Source organism: Kaistella sp. (assembly GCF_049588135.1).
Lineage (GTDB): Bacteria > Bacteroidota > Bacteroidia > Flavobacteriales > Weeksellaceae > Kaistella.
Genome location: NZ_JBAVFG010000206.1, coordinates 1 through 14,820 on the forward strand (window position 1 = coordinate 1; position 14,820 = coordinate 14,820).

Below are 14,820 nucleotides of genomic sequence, written 5' to 3' on the forward strand. Positions count from 1 at the left end.
CTTTCAGACAAAGATCTCTTTGAAAGTTTGCCTAGCAAAATCTTCTATTTTGCCTCTTTTAATCCCTGCTTTATAAACCAAACTTTTCAACAAAAAAACCAATCTGGCTTATAAAATTGCGCTCTAACTCTCAAATATACGCAAGTTTCTTGATTCAGCAAATTTATTTTAACATTTTAATACACTGTACATCAGTACATTATATTTTCATTACCTTTGAATAATAAAAATACGCAAGTAAAATACGCAACTCAGAATATTCCTTTTGCGCAACTGGTTTTTATGGAACAACAAACGCTTCTTTTCGATAAAACTCTTTTTGTTGTAGAACCCGATTGCCATCGGGAGCAAAATATTTTGTGGGTCATTTTTCCGAAAGATTTTGAATTGATAAAAATGTTGAAATCTGTAACCAAACCAAGATGGAGTAACACCGAAAAAAAATGGTATATCGCAGACAATCAATTCAACAGAGAACTTTTTGGTTTAGAAATCAAAATTATTGGGAAAGATGCTTTGTTGAAAGTTCAGCCCAATAATCAAAAAGCATTACAAAATTTTATCAATCAACTGAAATTGAGAGCTTTAAGCCAAAACACAATAAAAACCTATGTGAATGAGTTTGCACAATTGCTCTATATTTTAAAGGATTTCCCCGTAGAAAATTTAACAGAAGAACGCCTGAAAAGTTATTTTCTATACTGTATTAACGAGCAAAATATTTCGGAAAACCATCTTCACAGCAGAATAAATGCCATCAAATTTTATTTTGAAAAAGTATTGCACAAAGAAAAAATGTTTTTTGATATCCCGCGTCCCAAAAAACCACTGCTTCTTCCCAAAGCGTTGAATACTACTGAAATTCAGAAGATTTTACAGAAAACAGAAAATCCCAAACACAAATTAATTTTACAACTTTGCTATGGAATGGGACTTCGGGTAAGTGAAATTGTAAACTTGAAAATAGAGGACATTGACAGCAAAACAATGCAGGTTTTGATCCAACAAGGCAAAGGTAAAAAAGACCGATACGTGAATTTGCCAGAAAGTATTTTGCAGGATTTACGCATGTATTATAAGGAATTTCATCCCAAAGAATACCTCTTCCAAGGGCAATATGGCGGCAAATATTCCGTAAGGAGCGCACAGGCGGTTTTCAAAAATGCCATGAAAAAAGCAGGAATTTTTAAAACAGTTGGAATCCACAGTTTGCGTCACAGCTTCGCAACTCATTTGTTGGAATATGGAACCGATATTTTTTTGATTCAAAAGCTTCTTGGGCATAATGATATCAAAACAACACTCACCTACACCCATGTTGCCAACCAATTGATCAACAAAGTAAAATCTCCTTTGGATAAACTTTAACTCAAGTGTCAAACTTTCGCAAAAATCCTATAAATATTCATGCACCGAAGCCTTACTAAACTCTGTATTTTGCTGCAACACAATCTTCTGACCTTCTGTTTTCGTGCTTTTTTTCTTCTCCGCTATTTTGCGTACCATCTGCTGACCGTTCAGTTCATAAAACACAAAACCACCCACTTTTCCGTTGATACCCAATAAAAAATGTACTTTTCCCATGGCTTTTTTTTTAAGATGAATCTTAAAAAAAAAGAAACCGATTTTCATTTCAAGCTTAAAATAAAATCCTGAAAATAAGCATTACCTTTAATCTTTAAAAAAAATCACACCATGAAACCCGCCGAACTCGCCCTGGAACTGAAAATGAATAGAATTCAGATTTAATTCAGATTTAAAATTTAATTTTCCAAAAAATTCCTATGAAAATTCTATTGATTGAAGACGAAGAACAACTGAGCAAAAGTATTTTAACTTATCTTAAAAATGAAAAATACATCTGCGAACTAGCGAACAATTTTGAAACAGCGCAAGAAAAACTCGAACTCTACGAATACGACTGTGTTTTGTTGGATATTACTTTGCCCGATGGTAACGGTCTCCATCTTTTAAAACAATTGAAAGAAGATGAAAAGTCCGATGGCGTTATCATCATTTCCGCAAAAAATTCTTTAGACGATAAAATCAACGGTTTACAACTGGGTGCCGATGATTATTTGGCAAAACCATTTCACCTTTCCGAATTAGGCGCACGGATTTCTGCTGTAATCAGAAGACGACAATTTAAGGGAAACACCTCCATCATCGTCAATGATTTGGAGATTAACACCGATTCAAAATTGATTACTTACCACGGAAAACAAATCGATTTCACCCGAAAAGAATTTGATATCCTACTCTATCTTTCCGTCAATAAAAACCGAACTATTTCTAAAAACGCCATCGCCGAACATATTGCAGAAGACAATATTCAGTTTTTCGATAACTTTGATTTTCTTTACGCCCATATCAAAAACATTAAGAAAAAACTAGCCTCTTCCGGAGCGCAAGATTACATCAAATCGGTGTACGGAATGGGTTACAAATTAGAAGCATTATGAAACTGACGCACTACATTTCTCTGCGCTACATCGGCGGTACGATATTGGTCATGCTGATTTCTATCCCCCTTTTTTATCTTGCGATTCAAAATGTTTTAACCCATAATATTGATGAAAATTTAGCAGATCAAAAAACAATAATTACCGAAAAACTTCAACATTTATCCTCCGGTAATTTTGTAAATTTTGATGACAGAATCACCATTGAACAAAACCCCAAACAACTTCTACAAGACAAAATTTTCACCGATGATGTTTATAATAAGCTAGATGAAGAAACGGAATCTTACCGTATTCTGGAATTTCCTGTGAAAACACCAAACGGCACTTTTAATGTTCAAATTCGCCAATCTTTAGTCGAAAGCGAAGATTTAATGAAAAGCATTCTTTATCTGCTCCTCTCCGTTTTGGCGGCACTTACCGCTACTTTATTGCTCATCAATACTGAGGTAAAAAAAAGAATCTGGAAACCTTTTTACCATACTTTGGAGCAATTAAAGAACTTCCGCGTCGATCATGCCGAAGGTTTACATTTAGCACCCGGCAAAATAAGTGAACTCAATGATTTGAATCATTCGCTTAACGAATTATCGGAGAACAACAAAAAAGTCTATCAATCGCAAAAGGAATTTACCGAAAACGCTGCCCACGAACTGCAAACGCCACTCGCAATCGTTCAGAATAATATTGAATTGTTCTGGCAAACCGATTCCATTTCCGAGCAACAGGCAGAAATCCTAAACGATATTTCGACCGCCACCACACGGATGAGCAAACTGAATCAGGCTCTTTTACTTCTTTCTAAAATTGAAAACAAACAGTTTACGAATATTCAGCCCGTCAATTTTAATCTAATTGTGGATTCTTTTATTAAAAATTATCAGGAACAGATTAAATTTAAAAACCTCACCCTAAAAAAAGATATTTCCGAAGCACTCATCGTAGAAATCGATTTTGGTCTTGCTGAAGTTTTAGTGGGAAATTTACTATTTAATGCTTTAAAATACGCCACCAAAGAAAGTGAAGTAGAAATCACCATTCATAAAAACGAAATGAAGATTTCTAATAGATCAGAAGGATTGGCTTTGGATCAGGATAAATTATTCAAAAGATTTCAACGCCAAAACACGCAGGAAAAAGGAACAGGATTGGGTTTGGAAATCGCGAAAGAAATCGCAACCGCATTCCATTTGAAATTAAAATATCAGTTCGAAGCGCACCAACATCAGTTTATATTAAATCGGGAATAATTTCTAAAATTGCCTTAGAATCTTTTTGAAATTCAGATTTTGCACAGAATTAAATAGTAATTTTGAGTATAATTACCAGATGTTGTAAAAAATGGCTTTCCCGAAAAAAATAAAACTCGTTCTGCTGATGCTTTTGTTTCTGGTTCATTCTGGGTACAAAGCACAAAGCAAAAATACGCTCGACTACTATTTAGAAACCGCTCAGCAAGCCAATCCCAATTTACAGGATTTGAAAAATCAGATCAGCATCACGGCTTTAGACAGCATCAAAATGCAACGTGATTATGGTTTTAAAGTCAATGGAATCGCAGATGCTTCTTATTCGCCACAAATAAAAAACTGGGGCTATGACGGGAATTCTACCATCAACGGAAAGAATCTCGCGCTTTTAGGCAGGGTTTCTCGAGACTTCGTCAGCAAAAAGAGCTATCAAGCCAAACTCAATTCCTTTTCGCTTGCGGTACAGCAATTATTAAATCAGAAAAACTTGTCTGCGCTTAATCTCAAAAAAGCAATTACCGAACAGTATCTTTTGGCGTATGAAAACCAGGAGCAAACGAAAATCGATCAGGAAATCATCCATATTTTTCAGCAGGAAGATTTAATTTTAAAGACTTTAACCCAGAAATCGGTTTTTCGGCAAACCGATTATTTAACTTTTAAAGTGACGCAACAACAAAATGAACTGCTCCAAAAACAACATTCTACCGATTTTCAAAATAATTTTGGATTGTTGCAATTCCTTTCTGGAAACGATGAAAAAGAGTTGTTAGATTTAGAAGCACCAACTTTTAATGCTAAAATTGAATCTGATTTTAAAGAAAGTATTTATGCCCAAACTTTCAAAACAGACAGTTTGAAACTGGCAAACGACATTCAACTCATCAATTATAATTACCAACCGAAAATTTCGGTTTTTGCCGATGGCGGTTATTCTTCCGCATTGATCCAAACGCCGTACAAAAACTTCGGAATCAGCGCAGGGCTTTCTTTAACGGTTCCAATCTACGACGGTCATCAAAGGGAATTGTCTTTGGAACAGAAAAAAATAGAATTAGACACTCGGAAAAATTATACCGCATTTTACCAGAAACAATTTGAGCAGCAAAAATCTCAAATTAAAAATCAAATCGTGCGATATAAGGAAATGGTAAATCTGGCGAATACGCAAATGAAATATGCCAAAACTTTGATCGAAGCCAACCTGAAACAATTGCCAACAGGCGACGTAAAAATGGTCGATTTCATATTGGCAATCACCAATTACACCACTCTGAAAAGTGGACTTTTGCAGTACCAAATGCAAGTTTTAAGACTTGAAAATCAATATGAAAATATAATTCTACAATAATGAAATTACTTAAAATAATAACCGTTTTTCTGTTTTCGATTTTAATAATTTCGTGCAAGAAAAATTCGGAAACCGTTGCGCAAGAACCCGTCATCAATTCGGCAACACCAGTTACGGTGGCGTTTCCGACAGATACCCTTTCCATTAACAATGATATCTCCATTAATGCAACGGCGACTTATTTATTGAAATCTGACGTGAAATCCAACGCTACAGGTTACCTCACGAATGTGAGAATTAATTTGGGCGATGCGGTGCGAAAAGGTCAGTTTTTATTTTCTGTGCAAACCAAAGAATCGCGCGCATTGGGAAACACCATTAATAAACTGGATCCCTCTTTTCGCTTTTCAGGCGTTACAACGGTCACTTGTCCCGCAAGTGGATTTGTGAATTCTTTAAATCATCAAATTGGAGATTATGTGCAGGAAGGCGATATTCTGGCAGGAATTACCGATGCTTCAAGTTTTGGTTTCGTGATGAATGTTCCCTATGAATACCACGAAATGCTCATCAATAATAAGAATTTAGAAATTAATTTACCCGACGGAAAAACAATTTATGGTCATATTGCAAAATTATTACCTGGTGTTGATCCCATTTCTCAAACCGAAAAAGTCTTGGTAAAACCGAATGACAATGTTTCGATCCCAGAGAATTTAATTGTAACTATTAATTTAAAACATCAACAAAATGACACCGGAATTTATGTTCCAAAAAGTGCAGTTTTAACCGATGAAACGCAGACTAAATTTTGGGTAATGAAATTAAAAGATAAAAATACCGCCGTAAAAATAGACATCGTAAAAGGCGTTGAAAACAACAATAATGTGCAAATTATTTCCGGAAACATTGGTTTAAAAGACCAAATTATCACCTCTGGAAATTACGGTTTAGAAAACAATGCTAAGGTTAAAATTGAACCTTAATTCTACAAAATAAGATTAAAATACAATGAAAAACTCCTTTTTTGTAAGATATAAAAATCCGCTTTTGGTGATGATTCTGCTTCTTATTTTAGGCGGCGTTTTTTCCTACACCAAAATTAAATCTTCCCTTTTTCCGCAGATTACTTTTCCGAAAATAAAAATTATTGCAGAAGCCGGCGAACAGCCAATTGACCAAATGACGGTTGCCGTAACTCGACCTTTGGAGAATGCGGTGAAACAAATCCCCGATTTGCAACTGCTGAAAAGCACCACGAGCAGAGGAAGTTGCGAGATTTCTGCCTTCATGGATTGGAATGCCAATATTGATTTGAGCCAACAACAAATTGAAGCGAAAATTAATGAAATCAAAAACCAACTTCCGCCCAACATCAATATCACGGTTGAAAAAATGAATCCCGCGATTTTGCCGGTGATGGGTTACACTTTGAATGCGACTTCTCTTTCGCCAATTGCGCTGAAACAACTCGCGCTTTATACCATAAAACCTTTTCTATCGCAGGTTGACGGAGTGAGTGATATTCGAATTATTGGCGGACAAGACAAAGAATTCTGGGCAATTCTCGACCAGGGAACAATGACAAGATTGGGTTTAAACCCGAAAGACATTGAAACTGCGCTGAATGAAACCAATTTCATCAAATCCAACGGTTTTTCTTCAGATTACAATTTTCTGTATTTAACGCTGACCAATTCCCAAATCCGCAATATTGATGAACTTCAAAATGTGGTTTTAAAAAATGATGGAAATAGAATTGTTTATTTTAAAGATATTGCCAAAATTGAAGTTCACAGCGCAAAACAATACATCAAAGTAAACGCCAACGGAACCGAAAGTATTCTGATAGCGGTCGTTCAGCAACCGAACGCAAATGTTGTAGATGTTTCCGCGGCGATGGAAATTAAAATTGCCGAATTGCAAAAAACGTTGCCAAAAGATGTCGTTATAAAACCGTATTATGTGCAAGCCGATTTTGTGAACAGTTCCATAAAAAGTGTTACAGATGCGCTTTGGATCGGACTTTTATTAGCAATAGTTGTCGCCATTTTATTTTTAAAATCTTGGAAAGCAAGTGCAACGATTTTAATTACCATTCCGGTTACGATTTGTTTAACGATGGTTATTTTGTATGCAACTGGAGCGACTTTTAACATTATGACTTTGGGCGCAATCGCCGCTGCAATTGGTTTAATCATCGATGATGCGATTGTCATTGTAGAACAAATCCATAGAACTCATGAAGAATTCCCGGAGGAAAATAGCAAAATTTTAGTTCAAAAAGCCGTCAATTATTTGCTGAAAGCGATGGTCGGTTCTTCATTGAGTACAATTGTTATTTTTCTACCTTTTATGTTGATGAGCGGTGTTGCGGGTGCTTATTTTAAAGTGATGACGAACACGATGATTATCACTTTGGTGAGTTCATTTTTCGTGACTTGGCTTTTGTTGCCCGTTATTTATTTGTTTTTATCTAAAAAAGGAACGCCCAAAAAAGAGGAAATTCATCACGAGGTGAAAGAAAGAAAATGGGTAGGATTCTTCATCCGAAAACCTGTTTTTTCTTATCTGTTTATGGTACTTTTGGTTGTTATTACCGCATTCATTATTCCAAATATTTCCACCGGATTTTTACCGGATATGGACGAAGGAAGTATTATTTTGGATTACAATTCGCCGCCCGGAACTTCATTGGAAGAAACCGATCGCGAACTTCGCGAAGTCGAAAAAATCATTAAAGCAAATCCGCAAGTTGAAGCGTATAGCCGAAGAACCGGAACGCAAATGGGATTTTTTATTACCGAACCCAATCGTGGCGATTATTTAATTAATTTAAAAAAAGACAGAACCCAAACAACGGCAGAAGTTACCGATGATATCCGAAGTAAAATTGAAGCAACCGGTTTGCCTTTAACCGTCGATTTCGGGCAGGTTATTACGGATATGCTCGGCGATTTAATGAGCAGCGCGCAACCTATTGAAATAAAAATATTTGGAAATGACGTTCCTACGCTCCAAAAATATTCGCAGCAGGTTTCTAAAATTGTAGAAAAAGTTCAGGGAACAGCCGATGTTTTCGATGGGATTATCATTGCAGGACCTTCGATTGAGATTAACCCGAATTTCTCTGTTTTAGCGCAATATCAAATTTCGCCACAGAATTTTCAATACCAAACCCAAACCATTTTAAGTGGAAATACGGTCGGTGATTTATTTGATAAAAACCAATTCACGCCGATTCGGATTTTGTATAATAATAAATCGAACGCATCGCTTCAGGAAATCGAAAACAGCATGATTTCTTTACCCAACGGACAATTGAAACCGCTGAAAGAATTTGCGCAAGTCTCTATTTTAAAAGGTTCTGCAGAAGTAGAACGCGAAGATTTGCAAAATATGGGCGTTGTAACCGCACGTTTGGATAACGGCGATTTGGGCGGAACGATTAAAAAAATCCAAACAGAAATCGGTAAAAACATCAAACTTCCAACGGGTTATAGCATTTCTTACGGCGGTGCTTATGCGGAACAGCAAAAATCTTTCAGCGAATTGCTTTTAATATTATTTGTTTCAAGTTTGCTGGTTTTCACTACGATTTTATTTCTTTTTAGAAATTTAAAAGTGGCTTTTCTCATCTTATTGGTTTCCGTTTTAGGAATTTCCGGAAGTTTTATTTTATTGTTTTTAACCGGAACGCCGCTGAATGTCGGAAGTTATACAGGCTTAATCATGATGGTCGGGATTATCGGCGAAAACGCCATTTTCACCTATTTGCAGTTTGAAGAAACTTTAGAAAAAAAATCCAAAGAAGATGCTTTAATTTACGCCATCAGTACCAGATTGCGCCCGAAATTAATGACTGCTTTGGGCGCAATTATCGCTTTGATGCCACTCGCTTTGGGAATTGGAACCGGCGCACAAATGCATCAACCTTTGGCAATTGCCGTGATTGGTGGTTTTTTAGTTGCGTTGCCTTTGCTGCTCATCGTTTTTCCGACGCTTCTCAATCAATTCAATTTTAAAGAAAAATCTTCAGATAAAAATTCAGAAACAGCATCTTAATTAATTTTAAATCAAACAGAATGAAAACAAAACTGCTTTTATTAGCACTTGCTGCACTTTTTATTCAAACAAAAGCGCAGTCAAAAAACGAATCTTTCAAAGTATTAAAATCCATCCCAGTTTCTGGAAACGGCGGTTGGGATTATTTGACAGTTAATCCAAACAATCACTTCGTTTATGCGAGTCATTCTACACAAGTGAATATTATTAATCCGAAAACTTCGGCTTCTGAAGGAGTCATTGAAAACCAAAATGGCGTTCACGGAATTGCTTTCGACCAAGAAAACCGAGGTTACATTACGAATGGAAAATCGAATACGGTTTTTGTTTTTGATGTAAAAACCAATGCAAAAGTAGCAAGTATAGAAGTTGGTAAAAAACCCGATGCCGTCATTTTTGATGAGTATTCTAAAAAAATAATCGTTGCTAATGCAGGAAGCAACAGTTTGAGCATCATTAATCCTAAAAATTTAACGGTAGAAAAAACAATTGAATTAAGCGGAAATCCTGAATATTTAGTCAGTGATTTAAAAGGAAAAATCTATGTAAATATTGAAGATCAATCGAAAATTGCGGAAATTAATTTAGCGGAAGGAAAAGTTCTGAATTATTTTTCTTTAGGAAAAGATACTGGTCCAAGTGGTTTGGCGATTGACAACAAAACCCACCGATTATTTTCTGCGTGCGAAGAACATTTGGTAATTCTCAATGCTGAAAACGGAAAAATCGTCAATAGTTTGCCCCTTGCAAAAGGTTGTGACGGCGTGGTTTTCGACCCGAAATCGAATATGATTTTTGCTTCCACTTATTCTGGCGTTTTGTCGAGTTATTTAGAAAAATCGAAGGATGAAATAGTGGCTTTAAACGACATTAAAACCGAAGTGGGCGCAAGAACAATTGCTTTGGACGAAAATACGCAAAAAATCTATGTGTCAACGTCAGAATTCGGTTCTGCTGTTGACAAAAATGCGCGACGTTTGCCATTAAAAGAAAACTTATTTCATATTTTGGAAATTGGTCAGTAGCAAGAAATATTAATTTAATGTTAAACTTTTTTAATGAGATAAAAATTCAGATTCTCTACAGATTGGTTGATCATATTTGTATTAGAGATTGAAATAAATTCAATCCTAAAATTAAAAATAAATCAAAATGAAAAAGCCAATCGTAGTACTATCACTGATTTTAGCACTTGGAGCTGGAACCATCACTGCACAACAAATGAAAAAAGGCGAAGAAGTTCCGGCAGCTGTAAAAAATGCTTTCAAGAAAGATTTCCCACAGGTTAAAAATGTAAAATGGGATGATGAACACGGAACTTATGAAGCAGAATTTAAGTTAAACGGCAAGGAAACTTCCGCCACTTATAACGCAAAAGGCGTGAAGGAAGAAACCGAAACTTCTTTGAGCGTAACCGAATTACCGAAAAATGTAATTTCTTATGTTGCGGCAAAAAAATATGGCAAAATAAAAGAAGCAGCCAGAATTGTAAAAGCTGACGGATCTGTAGTTTATGAAGCTGAAGTAAAAAGCGGCGACCTTTTGTTTGATCAAAATGGGAACTTTCAGAAATTAGTCGTTGAGAAAGATTAAAATTTGATAGAAGGCAATTCATGTTGATGAATTGCCTTTTTTATTTCACCCAATTTCACATTCCAATGAAGACTTATTTCTCAATTTTTAGTGCAAGGTGTTGCAAAAGAAAACTCTTTCAAAATAAACAATATGATGCTGTTGCCAATGCTATCTTACCTTTTATATGATGAGATTTTGCTTAAGCATTATGGAAACTTCATTGTAACGCCTATTTATATAAACAAAACTGCGGGGTTCGAATACGTTTATAATTTTTAATATAAATGAAATGCAGTATGATTTTCACAATCAATAACCGAAGTTGAACCTACAATATACTCATTAAACTTTAGTTTATCCCTTCAACAAGATGTTCTAATTCTTTCCCTTCATTTTGCAGTTCTTTGAAATAATCTTTGATGTCCTTTTCACCATTTTTTAAACTTACCTTTCTACAATCAATTTTTGTTATTAAAGGATTAAATCCTTAAATTTCGACTTCCATTTGGTCATTATTATTTTTCACTATCAATAAATCCTTATTAAAAGAATGCAAGAATCTTCTAACATTGCGGAGAATTATCAAAAAATAAAAAGCAACTTACCCGAAAATGTGCAACTCGTTGCAGTATCAAAAACTCATCCTGTAGAAAAGATTCAGTTGGTATATGATTTAGGACAAAGAGTTTTTGGTGAAAATAAAGTTCAGGAATTGATCGAGAAATATCCGCAACTTCCACAAGATATTCAGTGGCACCTTATCGGGCATCTCCAAACGAATAAAGTAAAATATATTGCTCCATTCATCGATACTATTCAAAGTGTTGATTCGGAAAAGCTTCTCGTAGAAATTGATAAACAAGCAGGAAAAAATCAACGGAAAATCAAAGTATTATTGCAAGTGAAAATTGCAGATGAAGACACCAAATATGGTTTGGAAATCAATGAAGCTAAAGAGTTATTTTTAGATTACCTCAATGGTAAATTTCCAAATATTATTATTTCTGGATTAATGGGGATGGCAACTTTTACAGAGAATAAAAACCAAATTAAGAAAGAGTTTTCACTTCTAAAACATCTTTTCGACCAGCTTTCTTTATCGCAGAATCTCGAAGTTTTGTCTATGGGAATGAGCGATGATTATCCACTTGCTATTGAATGTGGTGGGAATTCTGTGAGAATCGGATCCGCAATTTTCGGATATAGAGCATATCCTTAAATCTCATTAGGTACGATTATTGCTAGTATAGTTTGCGAAATTCAAACAATATTTTTACTTAATCCATAAATTTTTATAATGCAAAAAATCTTAATTGTTGAAGACGAAAAAGCCATTTCTGGCGTCTTACACAGTATTCTTTCCGATGAATTACCTGACTATGAATTTGTTATTGCCGAAGATGGTTTAGATGGATTAAAACAAATAGAGAAAGAAGATTTTGCTTTGGTAGTTTCTGATATTAAGATGCCTAAAGTTTCTGGAACCGAACTCTTAAAACAAGCACTTCAAATTAAACCCGATACTACTTTTGTAATGATTTCGGGACATGCCGATATCGATACCGCAGTAGATTGTTTGAAAATGGGAGCCTACGATTTCATTTCAAAACCCATTGATATCAATCGATTGATTACGAGTGTGAAAAATGCGTTAGATAAAAGAATTTTACAGAAAACAAATCAACATCTAAAAGTAGAAAATACAACTTTAAAGAAGAAAGTTAATAAAAAATATCACATGATTGGTGAGTCTCCTGCGTTGAAGAAAATTCAGGATATGATTGAAAAAGTAGCCGCCTCGGATGCCAGAGTTTTAATTACAGGACCCAATGGTGCTGGGAAAGAATTAGTTGCTCATGCGATTCATGCACAAAGTGACCGAAGCAAAGGACCGATGATTGAAGTAAATTGTGCGGCAATTCCCTCAGAACTGATTGAGTCCGAATTGTTTGGACATATAAAAGGAAGCTTCACAGGAGCGATAAAAGACAAGCAAGGAAAATTTGAATTAGCCAATAATGGTACGATTTTCCTAGATGAGATTGGAGATATGTCGCTTATTGCACAAGCAAAAGTACTTCGTGCGTTACAGGAAAATAAAGTTTCGCCAGTGGGTAGCGATAAAGAAATTAAAGTAGATGTAAGAGTTTTAGCGGCAACCAATAAAAATATGCAGGACGAGATTAAAGCTGGGAAATTCAGAGAAGATTTGTACCACCGACTTTCTGTTATTGAAATTTATGTGCCCTCTCTGGATGAAAGAAAAGATGATATTAAACTTTTGGTAAAACATTTTGCTAAAATTATTTCAGAAGAACATGGTACTGCTTTGAAAACCTTTGATGATAAAGCGATTACAGCCTTAGAAAATTTCAGTTGGACTGGGAATATTCGGGAGTTGAGAAATGTGGTCGAACGATTGATTATTTTAGGATCAAACCCGATTAATGAAAAAGATGTTGTCGATTTTGTAAGAAAATAAATTTATAATTTTCGCCTAACCAAATCATAAAATTTTTATAATAATAAACCAAAGTACCAATTTGTATTTTGGTTTTTTTATTTCTTGTCAGATGCAATTGATCTCAAAAAAAAATGGATTCATACCCATTAACAGTTATTCATATTAGAAACAAAAAGCCTCTAAATAAAACATATCTAGAAAGTTTGCAGTAAATTTGCCGCAGATTTTTTTATATATTATGCAAATTTTAAATCCCGTACACACCAAAAGATTATTTCAGTTAGCACTTCCTGTGATGATAACGCAAGTAGGTCAAGTTTCTGTACAACTATTTGATAATATAATGGTTGGAAAACTGTTAGGCGCAGATGCACTGGCTTCTGTATCCTTAGCAAACGGTGTTTTCTTCTCTGTTTTTGTTTTGGCTTTGGGTTTTTCTTTGGCAATTCCGCCATTGGTTGCAGAAGCACAGTCACAAAATGACCACACGACGATTAATCGTATTTTTCGCCACGGTTTCGTACTGAATATGTTGATTGGTTTAGCTTTAGTTATTCTGATGTTATTTGCTTTACCATTATTATATCATCTCAATCAGCCGACGAATATCATTCCAGATACCGAAAGTTATTTGCGGATAACCATTATCAGTATTCTGCCGTTTATGGCATTTCAAACGATGCGTGAAGTTTCTGAAGGTTTGAGTTTTACAGTAGGCGTTACCAAAGCAACCATTATTGCAAACGTCATCAATATCGTTTTGAATTATGTCTTTATTAAAGGAGTCGGTATGGAATCTATGGGCGTTGATGGTTCTGCTTATGCTTCTTTTATCGCCAGGATATTTATGGTTGTTTTCTTATTTTTTGTAATGAGAAAACATCCTTCCACCAAAAGATATATGGATGATTTCAGCTTGAAAACTAAACTTTTTCAGAAGAAAATGTTCCAAAAACTAGTCAAATTAGGATTGCCAACTGCCTTACAAATGTTCTTTGAAGTAACTGCATTTGCCGCTGCCGCTTTTATTTGTGGATTGATTTCAGCGAAAGATATTGCTGCCCATCAGATTGCATTATCGATGGCTTCCTTTACTTTTAATCTATGTATTGGTTTCAGTATTGCGACTACTATTATGGCAGGAAATAGGTTTGGAGAAAGAAATTATCGGGAATTAAGAAATGTTGGAGTTAATAATCTGAAAATCGTTTTTATTTTCATGGTGCTTTGTGGAATTATCTTCATTGCGGGAAGAGATGTTCTCCCTACATTTTTCACTAAAAAAGAAGATATAGAAGTAATTCTCTTAGCCTCAAAATTATTAATCATCGCAGCGCTATTCCAACTTTCAGATGGTTTGCAAATTCTGTCTTTGGGCGTTTTACGAGGGATGCAAGATGTGAAAATCCCGAGTATTTTAACTTTTGTTTCTTATTGGATGATCACTCTCCCATTGGGATATTATCTTTGTGTAACCAGAGAAATGGGTGCCTATGGAATGTGGATTGCTCTGGGAATTGGTTTAACGATTTCAGCATTTTTATTAATAAGAAGGTTTTTAACACTCTCCCAAAGGAATATTGATGCTTATGACAAAAAGGTTGTTTAAAGAACAGAAATTTTTAAGCGAATTTTGCTTTGCTTTATTGAAAACAACCAAGTAAAAAGTTGGTCTTAAATTCTTTAAATATCATCTCAAACAAAGTAAAATTA

General features: G+C 35.0%; 12 protein-coding genes. 11 read left to right on the forward strand and 1 reads right to left on the reverse strand.

Annotated elements, in window-relative coordinates; genetic code table 11:
* Positions 1-216 precede the first annotated feature (216 nt).
* The gene (locus WBY99_RS11220; protein ID WP_423976422.1) at positions 217-1,368 is read left to right on the forward strand and encodes a tyrosine-type recombinase/integrase; all 1,152 of its coding nucleotides are present in this window, start codon (positions 217-219) and stop codon (positions 1,366-1,368) included.
* A 27-nt stretch (positions 1,369-1,395) separates the two neighbouring features.
* Here WBY99_RS11220 and WBY99_RS11225 read toward each other — a convergent pair whose 3' ends face one another.
* The gene (locus WBY99_RS11225) at positions 1,396-1,584 is read right to left on the reverse strand and encodes a hypothetical protein (protein WP_423976423.1); all 189 of its coding nucleotides are present in this window, start codon (positions 1,582-1,584) and stop codon (positions 1,396-1,398) included.
* Between the two features lie 200 nt (positions 1,585-1,784).
* On the opposite strand from WBY99_RS11225, the gene WBY99_RS11230 reads away from it, so the two are divergent.
* From WBY99_RS11230 to WBY99_RS11275, 10 genes are all read left to right on the forward strand, one after another.
* Positions 1,785-2,462: a response regulator transcription factor gene (locus WBY99_RS11230; RefSeq protein ID WP_423976424.1), complete on the forward strand. Its 678-nt coding sequence runs from the start codon at positions 1,785-1,787 to the stop codon at positions 2,460-2,462.
* The gene (locus WBY99_RS11235) at positions 2,459-3,712 is read left to right on the forward strand and encodes a sensor histidine kinase (protein WP_423976425.1); all 1,254 of its coding nucleotides are present in this window, start codon (positions 2,459-2,461) and stop codon (positions 3,710-3,712) included. Before WBY99_RS11230 ends, WBY99_RS11235 begins: the two co-directional genes overlap by 4 nt.
* Positions 3,713-3,803: 91 nt before the next feature.
* Positions 3,804-5,063: a TolC family protein gene (locus tag WBY99_RS11240; RefSeq protein ID WP_423976426.1), complete on the forward strand. Its 1,260-nt coding sequence runs from the start codon at positions 3,804-3,806 to the stop codon at positions 5,061-5,063.
* Positions 5,063-5,989: an efflux RND transporter periplasmic adaptor subunit gene (locus WBY99_RS11245; protein ID WP_423976427.1), complete on the forward strand. Its 927-nt coding sequence runs from the start codon at positions 5,063-5,065 to the stop codon at positions 5,987-5,989. The genes WBY99_RS11240 and WBY99_RS11245 overlap by 1 nt, the downstream gene beginning before the upstream one ends.
* A 25-nt stretch (positions 5,990-6,014) precedes the next feature.
* The gene (locus WBY99_RS11250; RefSeq protein WP_423976428.1) at positions 6,015-9,068 is read left to right on the forward strand and encodes an efflux RND transporter permease subunit; all 3,054 of its coding nucleotides are present in this window, start codon (positions 6,015-6,017) and stop codon (positions 9,066-9,068) included.
* Between the two features lie 20 nt (positions 9,069-9,088).
* Positions 9,089-10,093: a YncE family protein gene (locus WBY99_RS11255; protein ID WP_423976429.1), complete on the forward strand. Its 1,005-nt coding sequence runs from the start codon at positions 9,089-9,091 to the stop codon at positions 10,091-10,093.
* 127 nt (positions 10,094-10,220) lie between these two features.
* Positions 10,221-10,661, forward strand: a complete 441-nt coding sequence (locus WBY99_RS11260; RefSeq protein ID WP_423976430.1) for a PepSY-like domain-containing protein — start codon at positions 10,221-10,223, stop codon at positions 10,659-10,661.
* Between the two features lie 532 nt (positions 10,662-11,193).
* Complete coding sequence (locus WBY99_RS11265) at positions 11,194-11,862, forward strand: YggS family pyridoxal phosphate-dependent enzyme (protein WP_423976431.1); 669 nt, start codon at positions 11,194-11,196, stop codon at positions 11,860-11,862.
* A gap of 78 nt (positions 11,863-11,940) precedes the next feature.
* Positions 11,941-13,125: a sigma-54-dependent transcriptional regulator gene (locus WBY99_RS11270; RefSeq protein WP_423976432.1), complete on the forward strand. Its 1,185-nt coding sequence runs from the start codon at positions 11,941-11,943 to the stop codon at positions 13,123-13,125.
* Positions 13,126-13,345: 220 nt separating this feature from the next.
* Complete coding sequence (locus WBY99_RS11275) at positions 13,346-14,716, forward strand: MATE family efflux transporter (RefSeq protein WP_423976433.1); 1,371 nt, start codon at positions 13,346-13,348, stop codon at positions 14,714-14,716.
* The last annotated feature ends 104 nt before the right edge of the window (positions 14,717-14,820 follow it).

Coding starts and splice junctions, on each gene's coding strand:
- WBY99_RS11230 (WP_423976424.1), top strand. CDS start 1,785: ATGAAAATTCTATTGATTGAAGACGAAGAACAACTGAGCAAAAGTATT.
- WBY99_RS11255 (WP_423976429.1), top strand. CDS start 9,089: ATGAAAACAAAACTGCTTTTATTAGCACTTGCTGCACTTTTTATTCAA.
- WBY99_RS11260 (WP_423976430.1), top strand. CDS start 10,221: ATGAAAAAGCCAATCGTAGTACTATCACTGATTTTAGCACTTGGAGCT.
- WBY99_RS11265 (WP_423976431.1), top strand. CDS start 11,194: ATGCAAGAATCTTCTAACATTGCGGAGAATTATCAAAAAATAAAAAGC.
- WBY99_RS11270 (WP_423976432.1), top strand. CDS start 11,941: ATGCAAAAAATCTTAATTGTTGAAGACGAAAAAGCCATTTCTGGCGTC.
- WBY99_RS11225 (WP_423976423.1), bottom strand. CDS start 1,584: ATGGGAAAAGTACATTTTTTATTGGGTATCAACGGAAAAGTGGGTGGT.
- WBY99_RS11250 (WP_423976428.1), top strand. CDS start 6,015: ATGAAAAACTCCTTTTTTGTAAGATATAAAAATCCGCTTTTGGTGATG.
- WBY99_RS11245 (WP_423976427.1), top strand. CDS start 5,063: ATGAAATTACTTAAAATAATAACCGTTTTTCTGTTTTCGATTTTAATA.
- WBY99_RS11275 (WP_423976433.1), top strand. CDS start 13,346: ATGCAAATTTTAAATCCCGTACACACCAAAAGATTATTTCAGTTAGCA.
- WBY99_RS11235 (WP_423976425.1), top strand. CDS start 2,459: ATGAAACTGACGCACTACATTTCTCTGCGCTACATCGGCGGTACGATA.
- WBY99_RS11240 (WP_423976426.1), top strand. CDS start 3,804: ATGGCTTTCCCGAAAAAAATAAAACTCGTTCTGCTGATGCTTTTGTTT.